This window comes from Bacillus suaedaesalsae, assembly GCF_016890225.1.
Taxonomy (GTDB): Bacteria; Bacillota; Bacilli; order Bacillales; family SA4; genus Bacillus_BS; species Bacillus_BS suaedaesalsae.
This window is the reverse complement of sequence record NZ_JAFELM010000013.1, coordinates 13,166-29,914: the sequence shown is the minus strand read 5'-3', so window position 1 is coordinate 29,914 and position 16,749 is coordinate 13,166. Positions and strand designations below refer to the sequence as shown.

General features: G+C 37.2%; 15 protein-coding genes. 12 read left to right on the top strand and 3 right to left on the bottom strand.

Going from position 1 to position 16,749, the window contains the following annotated elements; all coding sequences use genetic code 11:
• Positions 1-9 precede the first annotated feature (9 nt).
• Positions 10-3,135 carry a DEAD/DEAH box helicase gene (locus JR050_RS02015; protein ID WP_204201850.1) on the bottom strand — a complete coding sequence of 1,042 codons (3,126 nt, stop codon included), beginning with the start codon at positions 3,133-3,135 and terminating at the stop codon, positions 10-12.
• A gap of 164 nt (positions 3,136-3,299) precedes the next feature.
• On the opposite strand from JR050_RS02015, the gene JR050_RS02010 reads away from it, so the two are divergent.
• The 9 genes from JR050_RS02010 to nikC all read left to right on the top strand — a co-directional run bounded on the left by JR050_RS02010 (position 3,300) and on the right by nikC (position 12,850).
• Positions 3,300-3,479 carry a gamma-type small acid-soluble spore protein gene (locus JR050_RS02010; RefSeq protein WP_204201849.1) on the top strand — a complete coding sequence of 60 codons (180 nt, stop codon included), beginning with the start codon at positions 3,300-3,302 and terminating at the stop codon, positions 3,477-3,479.
• A gap of 248 nt (positions 3,480-3,727) precedes the next feature.
• On the top strand, positions 3,728-3,994 hold the full coding sequence (locus tag JR050_RS02005) for a YgaB family protein (protein WP_204201848.1): 267 nt from the start codon (positions 3,728-3,730) through the stop codon (positions 3,992-3,994).
• A 290-nt stretch (positions 3,995-4,284) separates the two neighbouring features.
• The gene (gene ntdP, locus JR050_RS02000) at positions 4,285-4,815 is read left to right on the top strand and encodes a nucleoside tri-diphosphate phosphatase (protein ID WP_204201847.1); all 531 of its coding nucleotides are present in this window, start codon (positions 4,285-4,287) and stop codon (positions 4,813-4,815) included.
• 339 nt (positions 4,816-5,154) lie between these two features.
• On the top strand, positions 5,155-6,903 hold the full coding sequence (locus tag JR050_RS01995; RefSeq protein WP_204201846.1) for an ABC transporter ATP-binding protein: 1,749 nt from the start codon (positions 5,155-5,157) through the stop codon (positions 6,901-6,903).
• A gap of 257 nt (positions 6,904-7,160) precedes the next feature.
• A complete protein-coding gene (locus JR050_RS01990; RefSeq protein WP_204201845.1) occupies positions 7,161-8,180 on the top strand; it encodes an ABC transporter ATP-binding protein in 1,020 nt (339 codons plus the stop codon).
• The gene (locus JR050_RS01985) at positions 8,152-9,120 is read left to right on the top strand and encodes an ABC transporter ATP-binding protein (RefSeq protein WP_204201844.1); all 969 of its coding nucleotides are present in this window, start codon (positions 8,152-8,154) and stop codon (positions 9,118-9,120) included. The genes JR050_RS01990 and JR050_RS01985 overlap by 29 nt, the downstream gene beginning before the upstream one ends.
• A gap of 78 nt (positions 9,121-9,198) precedes the next feature.
• Entirely contained in the window at positions 9,199-10,842 is a 1,644-nt protein-coding gene (locus JR050_RS01980; protein ID WP_204201843.1) for an ABC transporter substrate-binding protein, read from the top strand.
• A gap of 92 nt (positions 10,843-10,934) precedes the next feature.
• Entirely contained in the window at positions 10,935-11,939 is a 1,005-nt protein-coding gene (locus JR050_RS01975) for an ABC transporter permease (RefSeq protein WP_204201842.1), read from the top strand.
• A 14-nt stretch (positions 11,940-11,953) separates the two neighbouring features.
• Entirely contained in the window at positions 11,954-12,850 is an 897-nt protein-coding gene (nikC, locus tag JR050_RS01970) for a nickel transporter permease (RefSeq protein ID WP_204201841.1), read from the top strand.
• Between the two features lie 177 nt (positions 12,851-13,027).
• On the opposite strand, the gene JR050_RS20450 is transcribed toward nikC, so the two are convergent.
• Positions 13,028-13,153: a hypothetical protein gene (locus JR050_RS20450; protein WP_283244039.1), complete on the bottom strand. Its 126-nt coding sequence runs from the start codon at positions 13,151-13,153 to the stop codon at positions 13,028-13,030.
• 176 nt (positions 13,154-13,329) lie between these two features.
• Here JR050_RS20450 and JR050_RS01965 point away from each other — a divergent pair, with 176 nt between their 5' ends.
• From JR050_RS01965 to JR050_RS01955, 3 genes are all read left to right on the top strand, one after another.
• Positions 13,330-14,130, top strand: a complete 801-nt coding sequence (locus tag JR050_RS01965; RefSeq protein ID WP_204201840.1) for a hypothetical protein — start codon at positions 13,330-13,332, stop codon at positions 14,128-14,130.
• 84 nt (positions 14,131-14,214) lie between these two features.
• Positions 14,215-14,388: a twin-arginine translocase TatA/TatE family subunit gene (locus JR050_RS01960; RefSeq protein ID WP_204201839.1), complete on the top strand. Its 174-nt coding sequence runs from the start codon at positions 14,215-14,217 to the stop codon at positions 14,386-14,388.
• Positions 14,389-14,467: 79 nt separating this feature from the next.
• Positions 14,468-15,292, top strand: a complete 825-nt coding sequence (locus JR050_RS01955) for an undecaprenyl-diphosphate phosphatase (protein WP_204201838.1) — start codon at positions 14,468-14,470, stop codon at positions 15,290-15,292.
• Positions 15,293-15,329: 37 nt separating this feature from the next.
• Here JR050_RS01955 and JR050_RS01950 read toward each other — a convergent pair whose 3' ends face one another.
• A complete protein-coding gene (locus JR050_RS01950; RefSeq protein WP_204201837.1) occupies positions 15,330-16,415 on the bottom strand; it encodes an FUSC family protein in 1,086 nt (361 codons plus the stop codon).
• Positions 16,416-16,749: the final 334 nt, after the last annotated feature.

Below are 16,749 nucleotides of genomic sequence, written 5' to 3'. Positions count from 1 at the left end.
CATTTTCAATTATATATTCAAAATCTCTCTAATATCCTCGTCAGAAAGTTTATATCCTTGCTTTCCTTCTGTATCCATAATTTCCTCAATCATTTGTCTCTTCTTTTCTTGAAGTTCATTAATCTTCTCTTCAATCGTACCTTTTGTCACAAGTTTGATCACATGAACAACGTTTGATTGACCGATTCTATGGGCTCGGTCCATTGCTTGCTCTTCTACAGCCGGGTTCCACCAGCTATCATAAAGAATTACGGTATCTGCACCTGTCAAGTTCAAGCCAGTACCACCAGCTTTCAATGAAATGAGAAAAAATGAACGCTCTCCATCGTTAAATCGATTACAAAGCTCAAGACGTTCCTCAGAAGGGGTTTGTCCATCTAAATAGAAATAAGGTAAACCTTGCTTCGTTAAAGATTGGCCAATAATCTGAAGCATTTTTGTAAACTGAGAGAAAATCAAAACCTTTCGACCAGAATGTTTACATTCCTCTATAATCTCTAGCAACTGTTCTAGTTTAGACGACTTTCCTTTATATCCATCCACAAACAAGCCAGGATGACAGCAGATTTGTCGTAAGCGGGTTAACCCGGCCAAAATCTTAATCCGATTTTTACGAAGTGTTTCCTTATCGAGGTGCTTTAACGTATCATGACGCAGCTTTGCTAAGTAGCCTGCATACAATTCTTTTTGATCTTTCGAAAGGTCAATTGACTCGGTAGTTTCATTTTTATCTGGAAGCTCATGTAAAACATCTTCTTTTAATCTACGAAGTAAAAATGGACGAATACGTTTTGCGATATCTTTGCTCGTCAAATAACTAAATTCAAAGAGGCCTTGGAAAAGTTCAGGAAACACAATATGATAAATGGACCAAAGCTCTTCGGGACTGTTTTCAACAGGGGTTCCAGTTAAGGCAAAACGATTTTCTGCTTGTAATTTCTTCGCAGCTTTTGCTGTTTGCGTTGTTGCGTTTTTAAATGCCTGTGCTTCATCGAAGAATATCGTGTGAAACGCTCTTTTCTCATACCAATCAATATCCGCTCGTAACAAAGGATACGAAGTAATCAACACATCGTATTCCGTTACATCGCTCTGGATTTCCGCTCGAGCCTTCTTTTCTCCATCAATTACGATAACTTGGATATCCGGAGTGAATTTCCCAAACTCAGCTAGCCAGTTATAGGTTAAGGAAGAAGGACAAACAATGAGAACCGGCAGCTTCTTAGTACGTATGCTAGGGAGTTCTGAACTAATAAAAGCAATACTCTGAAGTGTTTTGCCTAGCCCCATATCATCAGCTAGCACGCCTCCAAAACCATACGATGATAATGTTTTCATCCAATTAAAGCCTAGTTTTTGATAATCTCTCAACGTATCTTGAAGTACTGTTGGAACATCAAAATCAAGCTTGGACGGTGAGTGCAGTGCTGAGAGAAATTCTTTGAAAGTAGTCTCTGCCTCGTATGCATCATGTTCTCCGAATATTGAGAGGTACTTTGCACTTTTCGTAATAGGTAGGCTAATGCCTTCATGTATATCCGTTTCTTCTGGAATTGTCGTTAGAAATCGTTGAATTTCTTTAATTTCCTTTGTTTCTAACGAAAATAGTGAACCGCTTTTTAAACGATAATATTTTCTTTTTTCCTCAATCGCAGATAAAAGCCCACGAATTTCATCTTCTGCAATTCCATCCATTTTAAATTTAAAATCAAGCCAATTGGTACGTTCTTTATTAACCTTAACTCGTATTCTTGGTTTTGCATTTGGTCTGAAAATTCGGTTTCGAACAGCTGTCGTCGCATAAATTTGCGTGAGCTTTTGTAACTTTGGCACGATGTAATATAAAAATTCATATTCTAGTGCCTCATTGTGTAAATAAAAGCCACCATCTGTTTTCGTACATTCACTTTCATCTAATAATCGAAGAATTGTTTGTTCCTTTTCGATATCTCTTACTAAAACATAAGAACTAGCGTCATCCGTATCGTCAAGTGGATTAAGGATGATATTTTCATACTGAAATTCGAGCCCAATTAATAGTCGGTTTTTGATGCGATCTAAAAAGAGCTTTGCAACCAATGGAGCTTCATTTACTTCATTGACAATCGTGCTTGAAAGTTGGACTACACCTAGTTTTCGTAAGCCAGGAACAACTTTTTCTATAAACGAAGATAACTGCTTCTTTGGTACTTGAATAACGGATGAGTCTTTAAGAAGCTTTCTTAAGTCCAATAATAGATTGAAGTCTGAACGCTCAAAATCAATAAGTTCTCCATTATATAAAACAGTCGAATAAGGATCTAATATCATGATCTTTTCTAACCCTTCGACTTGAAGTACATAGCTATGATTTTTAGCTTCTGTAAGATGAAACCGAAGTGGAAGTATGTCACTTGTTAAAGAAAAGGGTTTCTCGATTACTTTAACAAGTGGTGCCTCTTGTAATAAGACCTTCATCTGCTCCCAATGGGAAGGAGGAATAATAATATAACTTTCTGAGATGAACTTTTCATCTTTACCAATTTGAATGAATTGTTGCAGCACAGCCTCATCTTCTCGGGTAAAACAATGGAAGAAGGTATTAAATGTAAAGTTTGAAGATAGTGTGTGCGGTATTCCATTTTCAAGGTCAAGAAGGAATTCTCTTATATTGTTTACTTTAACACCATCAAGCTCTATTTCTATTCTGATTAATGTTTGTTCACCAATATGTAAATCACATAACAACTGTAATTCAACAGTTTGCCTGTTTTCGAATCTGCTTCTGTAACGAGCGGGTCTAGATGAATTATGACTAAAAAGGGACTGTAGTTGATCGTTTGATCCATGGGAAATCTCTTGTACAATGGGAGATTTATTTTGTTCATCGTGCACTGCAATTAATACTGCAGCAACATGCTGACATTCCTTTTGAAACGAAGAGAGTTTAGGACAAGTACAAGTTGTAGTTAGCTTATTAAGTTCATTAAATTCAATTAAGACGTGAAAATCGTCCTTTGCACTGACAACTGCTTTATATTTTTCAGGAGTAGATTCTATAAATGTGATTTTATTTGTTCGGTAAAAGGCGTCTCCCTTTTTGTAGGAGACAGTTCCACACATATCTTTTATTTGCTTTAACGTAATTTTCTTCATGCTTGTCTCCTTTCAAAAAAAGCTTGTATTTTCCGATTGTATCATAAAGTAATTTACTTATTTGATTTTAAATATTGGGAATACTTTATCTCAATAAAAAACTAAATTTTTTTGAATAAGATTTATGGGATTGGAGAAATTAATCTTTGTTGGAGGTGATAATCATGGCAAACAGAAACCAAAACCAAGCTTCTAAGACTAATGCTCAAGAAGTACGTCAACAAAACGCTTCTTCTCAAGGTCAAGGTTCTTTCGGAACTGAATTCGCTTCTGAGACTAATGCTCAAGAGGTGCGTCAACAAAATTCGCAATCTCAAGCGAACAAAGGTCAAGGTAATCAATAATACTTAACCAAAGGCACTCCTTATCATTGCGATAGGGAGTGTCTTTTTTTGAATTAAAAAAATTATATCCATAATTTTGAATGCATTAGAGAAGACTAAGATAGCCACGTGTGTCTAAGAACTATGTGTATTTTTTTACGATGAAGAAAGACGACAAAACTTCTCATGAGTCTACATAGTTAGCTAAAGGAAATTTGAAATGCAGATAGAAAGTTTATATATAGAACATAACAAGGAGCTGAAGAGTAATGTCTCGCTTTGACGAACTAGTTCGGGAACAGCTAAAAACAATGGATAAGCTTTTATTCTTGCAATCAGAGATTGAACGTTGTCAGCAAGTAGAAATGGAACTAATAGAAATACAAAATAATACAGAGCTTCAATCAGTTAAAGAAGAAATTCAAAAAATGAAAGCTGAGCTCAAAGAAATACATACAATGTTTGAGATTCAAACAGAAGAAGTAATCTCATCCTACAAACATAAACAAGAAAAGTCCTTAACAACTGTAATATAAATAAGGACTAGAAGAAAGCTAAGATACATAATCAACCAATAGCAACGTGGCGAGCACATTTGTAAATACAAGTACATTCTCCAAATTTTACAATTTTAGCTGTGAAAATATATAAGAAATGATAGAGTCACTAAATTTAGTGGCTCTTTTGTTTTAAATTCTAGTAATAACCGTTATAATAGTAAGAAGTAAAAATAAATGGACAAGTTAAAAGAAAAAAGCATATATACAGATCGAGATAATAGGTAACTATTTCTTTACCTGAGCGGAAATGAAAGAAGGGAGTAAGGATGGGCTTTCCCATGGCTGGAGAAAGGATTCAAATTCATAGCTACAAACACAACGGAAACATACATAGAGTGTGGGAGGAATCAATTGTATTAAAAGGAACACAAAGTGTGGTTATTATCGGAAATGATCGCACAACCGTAACAGAATCAGACGGGAGAACGTGGATCACGAGAGAACCAGCGATCTGTTACTTTGATGCCCATAACTGGTTTAATATTATTGGGATGCTAAGAGAAGACGGTATTTACTATTATTGTAACATTAGCTCTCCTTTTATATGGGATAATGAAGCATTGAAATACATCGACTACGATTTAGACGTAAAAGTATTTCCTGATATGACGTATATTTTATTAGATGAAGATGAGTACGAACGTCATAAGCAAATGATGAATTATCCAGATGTGATTGATCAAATATTAAGACGCAACCTAGATCAACTTATTTTTTGGATACATAGCCGTAAAGGACCGTTTTCACCTGAGTTTATTGATAATTGGTATGAACAATATTTGTTGTATCGTACGTAAACCTGTTGAACAGAGGCTCAACAGGTTTTTTTTACTAAGGCTCTTTTCGTAAAGATTGTAGCTATTTGGATAACTTTGTTAAAACATTGAGTTGATTGGAGCGGAAGGCACTCGACTCCTGCGGGAGATAGAGGGAATCGTGAGACCCCGCAGGCGAAGCCGAGGAGGCTCAAGTCCCTCCCCGCGGAAAGCGAGTGCCTGGAGCGGAAATCAACTGACCTAATATAAATTCTTTTTTTGTAAAAATAGCAACAAAGTATGCGAAAAACAGCCGTTAATGAAACATAAATTAAATATTCTAAAAGATAGCTTCACTCAGCTTAGAAATGTAGGTGTGAAATGGATAGTATTAAGCGTTATCTTAAGTTTGTTAGGCCCTACAGGTGGCTTATCATTATAACCATTCTCGTTGGAATTGTTAAATTTACAATTCCGTTATTAATTCCACTTTTACTACAATATGTAATTGATGACATTATTAACGGAGAAACTCTTTCGGTTGAAGAAAAGAAATCACAATTATTCTATATATTAGCGGGTATCTTCTTTTTGTTCCTTGTTGTTAGACCACCCATTGAATATTACCGACAATATTATGCACAATGGGTAGGAAGTAAAATATTATACGATATTCGTGATCAATTGTTTGATCATCTACAAAGGCTAAGCTTTCGCTATTATGCTAACACACGTGTAGGTGAAGTTATTTCACGTGTCATCAATGATGTTGAGCAAACAAAAAACTTTGTTATTACAGGTCTGATGAATGTATGGTTAGATGCTATCACGATTATTATTGCAGTTAGCATTATGTTTTCGATGGATATTTCGTTAACAATCGTCTCAATCTTGCTTTTCCCGTTCTATGGTTTTTCAATCAAGTACTTCTATGGCCGCCTCAGGCATTTAACACGAGTGCGTTCACAAGCGCTCGCTAACGTACAAGGACATTTGCATGAACGTGTACAAGGTATGCCAATCATCCAAGGCTTTGCACTAGAAGAGCATGAGCAAAAAGAATTTAACAGAGAAAACGAGACGTTCTTAACAAAAGCGCTTGAACATACGAAATGGAATGCGAAAACTTTTGCAGTTGTTAATACAATTACTGATGTAGCTCCACTGCTTGTCATTGGATATGCAGGTTATCAAGTTATCACGGGTGATATTAAGGTGGGAACAATGGTTGCCTTTATCGCATATATGGATCGCTTGTACAGTCCATTGCGTCGTCTAATTAACTCTTCAACAACACTGACTCAGGCGATTGCGTCAATGGACCGAATGTTTGAATTTATTGATGAGAAATATGACATAGAGGATACTTCTTCGTCAAAAGATGTGAAAAACATAGAAGGAAGCCTTAAATTCGATCACGTAACCTTTCATTATTCAGATGACGAAACGCCTGTTTTGAAGGATGTCAGTTTAACTGTGAATAAAGGAGAAACGGTTGCCTTCGTAGGAATGAGTGGTGGAGGAAAGTCTACACTTGTTAGTTTAATTCCTCGTTTTTATGACGTAACAGAGGGGAGAATATTAATTGATGGTGAAGATATTCGAAAATACAAAGTAAGATCATGGCGTAATCAACTTGGAATTGTCATGCAAGACTCTATCCTTTTTAGCGACTCCGTGAAATTTAACATTTCAATGGGGAAACCTGATGCAACAGAAGATGAAATAATTGAAGCTGCGAAAGCGGCAAATGCTCATGATTTCATTATGGAGCTACCTGACGGATATGATACAAAGGTAGGGGAGCGCGGAGTAAAGCTATCGGGAGGACAAAAACAAAGAATCTCGATTGCTCGAGTATTTTTGAAAAATCCACCAATCTTAATTTTTGATGAAGCTACATCTGCACTAGACTTAGAAAGCGAGCACTTGATTCAGGAATCATTAACTCGCTTAGCAGAAAACAGAACAACCTGCATCGTTGCTCATCGATTATCAACCATTACACATGCCGACAAAATTGTCGTATTAGATCATGGAGAAATAAAAGAAATTGGTACACATGAGGAACTGATGAATAGGCAAGGTGCTTATTATGAGTTGTTTTCGATACAACAATTGAATCATTAATTGTGATATTCATACGAAAAAATGTAAGGTAGGGGCTTAGGCTCCTATCTTTTTTTATATTCTAAATTGTCGAAATATTTATAAAAATAACAGCAAATTTCGACAGCATTTTTGTCATCCTATTGTAATAATAAGAAACATCCAAAATATAAAGGTAATAGATGGAATATTTAAGTTTTTTATCTATCTAAATGAACAAGTACTAGCATCAAGAAATCATCAATATAATATGGTAACAGATGGGTAGGGGTGATGTAATGAAGCATGAACCAGTCTTAGAGATAACAGGATTGCGAACCTCCTTTATAACAGATGCAGGAGAAATTCCTGCCGTAGACGGAATCGATCTTTACATAGAAAAAGGAGAGATTGTTGGAATAGTTGGAGAATCTGGTTGTGGAAAATCAGTTACTTCATTATCCATCATGGGACTTGTGCCAAAGCCACCAGGAAAAGTGGTAGATGGTGAGATTTTATTTAAAGGTGAAAATTTGCGAACTGCGTCTGAGAAGCGAATGTGTCAGATTAGGGGAAACGATATTGCGATGATTTTCCAAGAGCCAATGACGTCTCTAAATCCACTTTTCACAATTGGTGATCAGCTAACAGAAGCAATTAAGCTTCATCAAAAAATGAATAAAAGAGCTTTAAAAGAACGTGCTGTTGAGATGTTAAAGCTTGTTGGGTTACCTAGGGCTGAAGAGCTAATGGTTAACTATCCACATCAACTGTCGGGGGGGATGAGGCAGCGTGTAATGATCGCGATGGCAATGGCATGTAATCCACAGCTATTAATAGCTGATGAACCAACAACTGCGTTAGATGTAACGATACAAGCCCAAATTTTACATTTAATGAAAGACTTAAATAATAAAACAGGAACGTCGATTATGCTAATTACCCATGATTTAGGTGTTGTGGCGGAAGTTTGTGATCGTGTCATTGTTATGTATTCCGGGAAAATTGTTGAAGAAGCAGACATTAAAACAATATTTAAAAATCCGAAGCATCCATACACAATGGGACTCATTAAATCTGTTCCAGATATTCGTGAAAAGAAGCAGCGTCTGTACTCAATCCCAGGGAATGTACCTAGACCAGGATCAATCAAGCATGGATGTCGTTTTGCTGCAAGATGTGAGCATGCATTTGATAGGTGCCGAATAGAAGACCCTGAACTTTATACGCTAAAAGAGAAGGGACATTCAGTTAGATGCTTCCTTCATGATGAAAAGGAGGGGTCTGTAGATGACAGAAACATTGTTACAAGTTCGTGATCTGAAAAAACACTTTCCGATAACCGGTGGAGTTTTAGGTAAGAAGGTTGGCGATGTAAAAGCCGTAGATGGACTAACCTTCGATGTGAAAAAGGGCGAAACGCTTGGATTAGTAGGTGAGAGTGGCTGCGGTAAATCTACTACTGGAAGACTACTTTTAAGATTACTAGATCCTTCAGAAGGGTCCGTTCTTTTTGAAAACAAAGAGATTACAAGTCTTTCAAAAGAAGAACTAAGACGCCTGCGCCGTGAAATGCAGATGGTGTTCCAAGACCCTTATGCGTCTTTAAACCCGAGACATACAGTAGAGAAAATACTAGAAGAGCCATTAATTGTCCACGGCATTGGAAACAAGACTGAACGAAAAAAGAGAGTACAAGAAATTTTAGAGGTTGTTGGACTTAGTAGTTATCATGCAAAAAGATACCCGCATCAATTTAGTGGTGGTCAGAGACAACGTATTGGAATCGCAAGAGCGTTAATGACAAAGCCGAAGCTTATCATTGCAGACGAACCAGTATCAGCGCTGGATGTTTCAATACAATCCCAAGTTCTAAATCTATTAGAAGACCTGCAAAATGAATTTGGCTTAACTTATATTTTTATCGCCCATGATTTAGGGGTGGTAAGACATATAAGTGATCGCGTTGGTGTTATGTATTTAGGTAGAATCGTAGAACTTACGACTAGTGAAAAGTTGTACGCCAAGCCTTTACATCCATATACAGAGGTTCTCTTATCGGCAGTACCAGTTCCTGATCCGGAAATGAGGAAGGAAGCAGCGCTGCTAGAAGGAGAAATTCCAAGTCCATCAAACCCTCCAAAGGGGTGTGCTTTCCACACAAGGTGTCATGCATGTATGGACATTTGTAAACAAACAAGACCTGAGTTAAAGGAAGTTGAAGAAGGGCACTTTGTTGCATGTCATTTATTTAACTAAAAATGATATGTGACATTTGTATAAGATTAAACTATTCGTTCAATTGCCAGTTGAACAAAGATGGGGGGAACTATAACAATGAGCAAAAAACTTTGGTTAACATTGCTAATGGCATTCATGCTAGTGCTTGGTCTAGCAGCATGCGGCGGTGGAGAGGAATCAACGGGAGAAAAAGAACCGGATAAAACAGAAAATACAGATGACGGCAAGACAGATGGAGATACAGGAACTAAAAGCGACACACTAGTATTTGGTCGTGGAGGAGATTCTGTAGGTCTAGATCCAATTACTGTAACAGACGGAGAGAGCTTTAAAGTTACTAAAAACGTTTTTGATACATTAGTAGATTATGGTCAACAAGACACTGAGATTGAACCGGCTCTAGCAACAGAGTGGACGGTTTCTCCAGATGGGTTAGTATACACATTCAAGCTTCGTGAAGGTGTAAAGTTCCATGATGGAACAGATTTTAACGCAGAAGCGGTTAAATTCAACTTTGACCGTTGGGCTAATGGTGATAAGGAAGCATTTTATTACTATGGATCTATGTTCGGTGGATTCGCTGGTGATGAGGCGCATGTAATCAAAGAAGTAAAGGCAGTGGATCCTACAACAGTTGAAATTACATTAACAAAGCCTGTTGCTCCTTTCTTAAAGAACTTAGCGATGTCTCCATTTGGTATCGCGAGTCCAACAGCTGTGGAGAAGCATGGTGATAAATTCACTGAAAATCCTGTTGGAACAGGTCCATTCGTATTTGTTGAGTGGAAGAGAAATGAACGTGTAGTTATTGAAAAGAATCCTAACTATTGGAAAGAAGGTTATCCGAAATTAAATAAAGTTATCTTCGTTTCAATTCCGGATAATACGGCTCGTTTAAATGCGTTACTTAGTGGTGAAATTCATTTAGCTGATGGTTTAAACAATTCTGATGTAGGTCAGCTTGAGTCTAGTGGTAACCTACAGGCATTCAATCGTCCGTCAATGAACGTAGGATACTTAGGATTAACAAATACAAGAGGTCCATTAAAGGATAAGAAAGTACGTCAAGCACTTAACCATGCAGTAGATAAGCAAGGTATTATTGATGCGTTTTATGCAGGTCAAGCAGTTCCTGCAATTAACCCAATGCCAGATTCAATAGGTGGCTACAACGATGCTATCGAAGATTACCCTTATGATCTAGAGAAGGCTAAAGCATTACTTGCTGAAGCGGGTTATGCAGATGGATTTGAAATGGAACTATGGGCTATGCCTGTTCCTCGTCCATATATGCCAGATGGACAAAAGGTTGCTGAAGTAATTCAAGCAAGCTTTGAACAAATTGGTGTAAAAGCTAAAATCGTAACATATGAGTGGGCTACTTACTTAGATAAGGCTCGTTTAGGAGAAGCGGATGCATTTTTACTAGGTTGGACTGGTGACAATGGTGATGCTGATAACTTCCTAAATGTGTTGTTAGGCGGATCTAATATTGATAGCAATAACTACGCTCGTTACGATAATGCTGAAGTTAATAAAATATTAGCAGAAGCACAATCGACTACAGATGAAGCAGCACGTAATGATTTATATAAGCAGGCACAAGAATTAATTAAAGAGGATGCTCCATGGATACCTCTAGTACACTCCACTCCTTTACTTGGAGGAGTTGCTGAAATAACTGGATTCTATGCGCATCCAACAGGTTCTGATAAGTTAGATTCTGTTGAATTTAAATAAGCCTCAGTCTCGGAAAGGGGAGTTACTAAACTCCCCTTTCTCTACTTATAACAAACTATCCATTAAATAATCTAGAAAGAGGTGACTCTCATATGTTCTCTTATACAATAAGAAGATTAGTACAATTAGTTCCTGTATTACTAGGCATGACGCTAATCATTTTTTTTATGATTCGAGCGATTCCAGGAAATCCTGCACAAGTAATTCTAGGGCAACTTGCAACAGCTGATGCAATTGAGAGTTTAACGAAAGAACTTGGCTTAGACAAACCGTGGCATATCCAATATTTTAATTACCTAACAGATTTGCTAAGAGGAGATTTAGGTGAATCACTACGTACAAAAGTACCTATTACTGAAGAAATTTGGCCATATTTAGCTGCAACGATAGAGCTATCTTTAGCCGCGATGATAATAGCCATTGTAATTGGTGTAAATGCAGGAATTGTAAGTGCATGGTTCCAAAACTCATGGTTTGACTACGCTGCTATGGTACTTGCGCTAGTAGGTGTCTCTGTGCCAATCTTCTGGCTTGGATTAATGGAACAATGGATATTTGCTCTTAATTTAGGGTGGCTTCCAACTTCTGGACGAGAATCCGTCATGAACCCAGTAGATCCAGTTACCCATTTATTTATCATAGATACGATTATTCATGGGGATATGGAAAATTTAGTAACAGTATTAAAACATCTAGTTATGCCGAGTTTAGCGTTAGCGACAATTCCAATGGCGATTATTGCACGTATTACGAGATCAAGTATGCTTGAGGTTATGCGTTCTGATTACATTCGTACAGCAAGAGCAAAAGGAATGAAAATGTTTTGGGTAGTTTATAAGCACTCACTAAAAAATGCGATTATCCCTGTACTTACTGTAATTGGACTTCAAACAGGCTTATTGCTTGGTGGTGCAATCTTGACAGAAACGATATTTAGTTGGCCGGGGATTGGACGTTACATATATGAAGCAATCGGCTTCCGTGATTACCCGGTAATCCAATCTGGCATTTTAATAATTGCAACAATCTTCGTCTTAATAAATTTAGTAGTAGATTTACTATACGCACTAGTCGATCCACGTATTAAATACTCGTAAAGGAGGGACAACAAGTGGCTGAATTAGTAAGAAATGATGTCAATGTACAAATTGAACAAAAAGATGAAGTAGTCTCCCCGTGGAAAGAAGCATGGAGAAGCTTTCTTAAAAATAAGCTAGCTGTCGTTGGGATGGTTATCATTCTATTGTTTATCGCTATGGCTCTTGCTGCACCCATTATTGCTCCTGAGGGTATTAATGAACAAAAACTCGGAGAAAGACTACAAGCTCCTTCTAGTGAACATTGGTTAGGTACGGATGACTTCGGAAGAGATATACTGAGTCGTATTATTTATGGCGCACGAATCTCACTTACAGTTGGCTTTTTTGCAGTACTAGGATCTGTCGTTGTTGGCTGCCTACTTGGTGTTGTAGCAGGTTATTATGGAAGATGGGTTGACGTAATTATATCCAGAATCTTTGATATCATGCTCGCCTTTCCAAGCATTTTACTTGCTATTGCAGTAGTAGCAGTTCTAGGTCCATCATTACGAAATGCTCTTATTGCCATTGCAATTATCAATATTCCAAACTTCGGACGTTTAATTAGATCCAAAGTGTTAAGTGTCAAACAAGAGGAGTATGTGACTGCAGCTAAGGCAATTGGAATGAAGGATGCAAGAATTTTATTTCAGCATATTCTTCCAAATAGTATGTCGCCAATCATTGTTCAAGGAACGTTAGCCATTGCAGCAGCAATAATTGAATGTGCGGCATTAGGTTTCCTTGGGTTAGGTGCTGAAGCTCCTCTACCAGAGTGGGGTAAAATGTTATCGGATTCAAGAAAATATATTACACAGGCTCCGTGGACCATGATCTTCCCAGGACTTGCAATCATGCTTACCGTATTAGGCTTTAACCTAATGGGAGATGGCTTAAGGGATGCGCTCGACCCAAAAATGAAAGAATAGAAGAAACAAAGACCCATTCTACACGAATAGGTCTTTTCTTAGCGAATCAGAATTATATCCAAAGTTCCGAACGCATAAAAAAGACTAAGCTATCACCTCCGTCCAAGGAGATGATGCTAGCCAAGTCTTTCTATTATTCTAGACAAAATTTCGAATTGCTGCGCTCACTTCTTCCGGCTATTCCACGACTGTCCAATGTCCGCAATTGTGTAAAACCTCTAATGTCGCATGAGGGATGTACTTCATTAGCAATTCATCAAAAGCCTGAGGAGAACCTCTAATTTGTAAATATTGTTCGCTCATTGTTTACCTTCATATCCAGTTTATTCCATAGTAGCGTAATATTCTGAAAATATGCCGAATACTAAGCGAAACAACAACAAATACTAGGTGAAAAAGGAAAAAATACAATGAAAAAACAATTTCTAATCATCTTTGCTTTGTTTCTAACTACAGGATGCAACTTACTAGGGGGAAATATGGCGAGAAGCACATGGATATGGGATGTACGTGTCTTAGAGAATCGGCAAGAGGCGATCGTAAACCAACTGAAAGAAAATCAAATGGATACAGTATACATATTCTACACAAAAGATCTAGATCAAAACATGTACAAACAGTTCATTACTCTAGCACACACTGAAAAAATAAAAGTAGAGGCTTTAGGTGGCGAAAGAGTTTGGGGGCTAGAGGAGCATGAACAAGAAGGTGTAAACTTTGTTCAAAGTGTCATTGACTATAACGAAAAAGTAAGGCAAGAAGAAAAGTTTGACGCAGTGCATCTAGACATTGAACCCTATTTACTAGAACAGTGGGAAGTAAATAAAACGAAGGTGCTTGAGAATTGGTACAATAACTCCTTAACATACATAAATCTCTCAAAACAGAATGGTCTTACAATCAATTGTGATCTTCCTTTTTGGCTAGACAGCGAGGAAGTAATAAAGGCACAACCGAAATCCTTCAAAAAGCCACTGTATGAGCTATTTATCGACGCTTTCGATGGAGTGAATCTCATGTCCTATCGAAATACGGTTGAAGGTGAAAATAGCATCACTGATATTTCGAATACCGAGATGACTTATGCGAAACAGGTTGGAGGACGAATTGGAATTGCCATTGACTTACTACCGAGTGATATTGGATATACAACTTTTTATGATACAAATAATGAAGAACTAGAGAAATCAATCTCCGAGCTACAAGACTATTATCGTGACAACTCATCATATAATGGAGTAGCGATTCACGATTTTGACCATCTCATCAGGAAAAGGTAAATTTAGAGTGGAATTTTTTGACTAGCTTGTTATAATGGAGAGTAGTATGAAGAACCATATTCCAAAATGTATAGGGTGAATAAAATGAACTTAGGATTTGGTGAAATCGCGTTAATCGTATTCGTGGCACTTTTACTATTCGGACCGAAAAAGCTTCCGGAACTAGGAAAAGCAGCGGGTAACACGCTGAGGGAATTCAAAAAGGCAACTAAAGGAATCCTTGAAGACGAGGAAGACGTAAAAAAGTCTAACAAATAATTGTATATAAGTAGCAAGGGTGTAGTGTTATGATGCACCCTTTTATTTTTAAACTTAAGAAAGTAAGAGGTTATGAAACATGTTGTGGACTTTATTTGTAGCATTTGTATTAGGGCTCGTTGAAGGATTAACGGAGTTCGCGCCTGTATCATCAACGGGACATATGATTATTGTGGATGATTTATGGCTTCAATCTAAAGAGTTAGTTGGTAAGGAAGTAGCCAATACATTTAAAGTTGTCATTCAGCTAGGTTCAATATTAGCTGTTGTAATCGTATTTTGGAAACGATTATTAAGCCTCATTCCGTTTACTAAAACAGAGGGAAACGTACATAAGGAAAAACTTAGCTTAATGAAAGTAATTGTAGGTTTATTGCCTGCGATGGTACTAGGATTGTTGTTTGATGATTTTATTGATGAACATCTGTTTACGGCAAATACAGTTATCCTTGGTTTATTCGTAGGAGCATTGTTAATGATTGCGGCTGATAAGTTTGGACCAAAAAAATATAAAGCTGAAACAGTTGACCAAATTACGTACAAGCAAGCCATTATCATTGGTCTATTCCAATGTATCGCATTATGGCCAGGGTTTTCTCGTTCTGGTTCTACGATGTCTGGAGGCGTATTATTAGGACTAAGCCACCGTGCAGCTGCTGATTTCACGTTTATCATGGCAGTACCTATCATGGCAGGGGCAAGCTTAATATCACTTCTCAATAACTGGGAGCACTTCTCACTAGAAACCATTCCATTCCTTGCAGTTGGTTTCGTCAGTGCATTCGTTGTATCGTTAATTTCTATTAGGTTCTTCCTAGATTTGATTGAAAAAATTAAACTAACACCCTTCGCAATCTATCGTATCGTGTTAGCGGCTATTTTATTCTTCGTATTTATTGTTTAAAAAATAAGGCCACAGTTCATTTGAACTGTGGCCTTCTCTATATTTCACTTTTTTCTTCCACTTTAACTTCATTATCGGAATGATAAGTTTGAAAGCTATCTAACAGCTTTTCTAAATGAGCCAACTGACTGTAATATTCGAGTACCATTGACACAAGAGGAAATAGTTCAGCAACATGTATTTGCAATTGCTCGTCTTGAATCTCGTATAGTTTCAAGTACTCATGTAAAAGCACCGACTGTTGCATATGCTCTTTCTCTTCCATAATGGGAATATGAGACTTAATTTTTCCTACAAATTGCAATAGAAGTTGTTCATGTGCAGAAGAAAGGGTATCTAGCTCCATACGCAGTAGATTTTGAAAGTCTTCTGGCATTAAACCAATTTCATTATCCACACGATGAAGTCGTCTTAATGTATCATGTGCCTGATTTGTAGTTAGAATCATTTGCCTAAACAGTACAGTCTTTCGTGTTTTTCCAAACTGCTGACTCTTTTTGCTGAAGCGATTATGTTCTTCTTTGTAAAAAGAGAAAAGATCCTCAAGCTTCGTTAAATTGTCTTTCATTTTTTCAATTTCTTCTTTTAATTCAATGTGTCCTGCTGCATTTCTCGTGTTTATACGAATCCATTTAATGATTTCTTCCGTCGTATCCACAATCTTATAATAAAGCTTCGTTTCATACTTTGGTGGAAGGAAGATTAAGTTTACAAGAAAGGCAGATAAAACTCCAAGTACGATCGATCCAAATCTAATAAGAGAAAACTCAATCGACTCATCACTAGGTGTCTCCATAATCGCGATTACCGTAACAAGAGCAAGGGGAATCGCGCTCTCGAATTTTAATTTAATAGTAATTCCGATAACAAGCATAACCGTAAACCCAATGATTAGCGGATTACTTGAAAATAAAAACACAAACGCTAAGGCAAAAACCGCCCCAATCATGTTTGCTTGAATTTGTTCAATTAACGTCTGGTAAGAACGATAAATTGATGGTTGCACAGCAAAGGCTGCTGCAATCCCTGCAAAGGCAGGGGAGGGTAGTTCTAATAAAGTGGCAATATATAAAGAGAGAGCAATTGCTATTCCCGTCTTTAAAATACGTGCACCAATTTTCATGTTGTCTTTACATCCTTCCTACAAATCCCTACTATCATCATATCAATAATGACTTATTCATAAACCATATCTTAACAACAATCGAAAAAAGTGCAAGACTCAATTGCATTCAAAACCTGAAAAAGGGCGTATTAAGAATACTAAGATGGAGAAATCTTGAAAAATTAATAAGTTCTAGGCTAGATGGAGGATATTATTCAACGATTGTCCAATCTTTTCGGCGCAGGAGATCCAATTTCGACGAAAACGTAATGTTATTCGGCGAAAAATAAAAATATTTCGACGAGTTTAATATAATATTCGGCGAAGAGCAAACCAATCCGGCCAATGAAGA

What these genes read in the sequence shown, in the direction of transcription:
- JR050_RS01975 (WP_204201842.1), top strand. Translation starts at nt 10,935, where the DNA reads ATGTTCTCTTATACAATAAGAAGATTAGTACAATTAGTTCCTGTATTA.
- JR050_RS02015 (WP_204201850.1), bottom strand. Translation starts at nt 3,135, where the DNA reads ATGAAGAAAATTACGTTAAAGCAAATAAAAGATATGTGTGGAACTGTC.
- JR050_RS01960 (WP_204201839.1), top strand. Translation starts at nt 14,215, where the DNA reads ATGAACTTAGGATTTGGTGAAATCGCGTTAATCGTATTCGTGGCACTT.
- JR050_RS20450 (WP_283244039.1), bottom strand. Translation starts at nt 13,153, where the DNA reads ATGAGCGAACAATATTTACAAATTAGAGGTTCTCCTCAGGCTTTTGAT.
- JR050_RS02010 (WP_204201849.1), top strand. Translation starts at nt 3,300, where the DNA reads ATGGCAAACAGAAACCAAAACCAAGCTTCTAAGACTAATGCTCAAGAA.
- JR050_RS01985 (WP_204201844.1), top strand. Translation starts at nt 8,152, where the DNA reads ATGACAGAAACATTGTTACAAGTTCGTGATCTGAAAAAACACTTTCCG.
- JR050_RS01965 (WP_204201840.1), top strand. Translation starts at nt 13,330, where the DNA reads ATGGCGAGAAGCACATGGATATGGGATGTACGTGTCTTAGAGAATCGG.
- JR050_RS02005 (WP_204201848.1), top strand. Translation starts at nt 3,728, where the DNA reads ATGTCTCGCTTTGACGAACTAGTTCGGGAACAGCTAAAAACAATGGAT.
- JR050_RS01955 (WP_204201838.1), top strand. Translation starts at nt 14,468, where the DNA reads ATGTTGTGGACTTTATTTGTAGCATTTGTATTAGGGCTCGTTGAAGGA.
- ntdP (WP_204201847.1), top strand. Translation starts at nt 4,285, where the DNA reads ATGGGCTTTCCCATGGCTGGAGAAAGGATTCAAATTCATAGCTACAAA.
- JR050_RS01995 (WP_204201846.1), top strand. Translation starts at nt 5,155, where the DNA reads ATGGATAGTATTAAGCGTTATCTTAAGTTTGTTAGGCCCTACAGGTGG.
- JR050_RS01990 (WP_204201845.1), top strand. Translation starts at nt 7,161, where the DNA reads ATGAAGCATGAACCAGTCTTAGAGATAACAGGATTGCGAACCTCCTTT.
- JR050_RS01980 (WP_204201843.1), top strand. Translation starts at nt 9,199, where the DNA reads ATGAGCAAAAAACTTTGGTTAACATTGCTAATGGCATTCATGCTAGTG.
- JR050_RS01950 (WP_204201837.1), bottom strand. Translation starts at nt 16,415, where the DNA reads ATGAAAATTGGTGCACGTATTTTAAAGACGGGAATAGCAATTGCTCTC.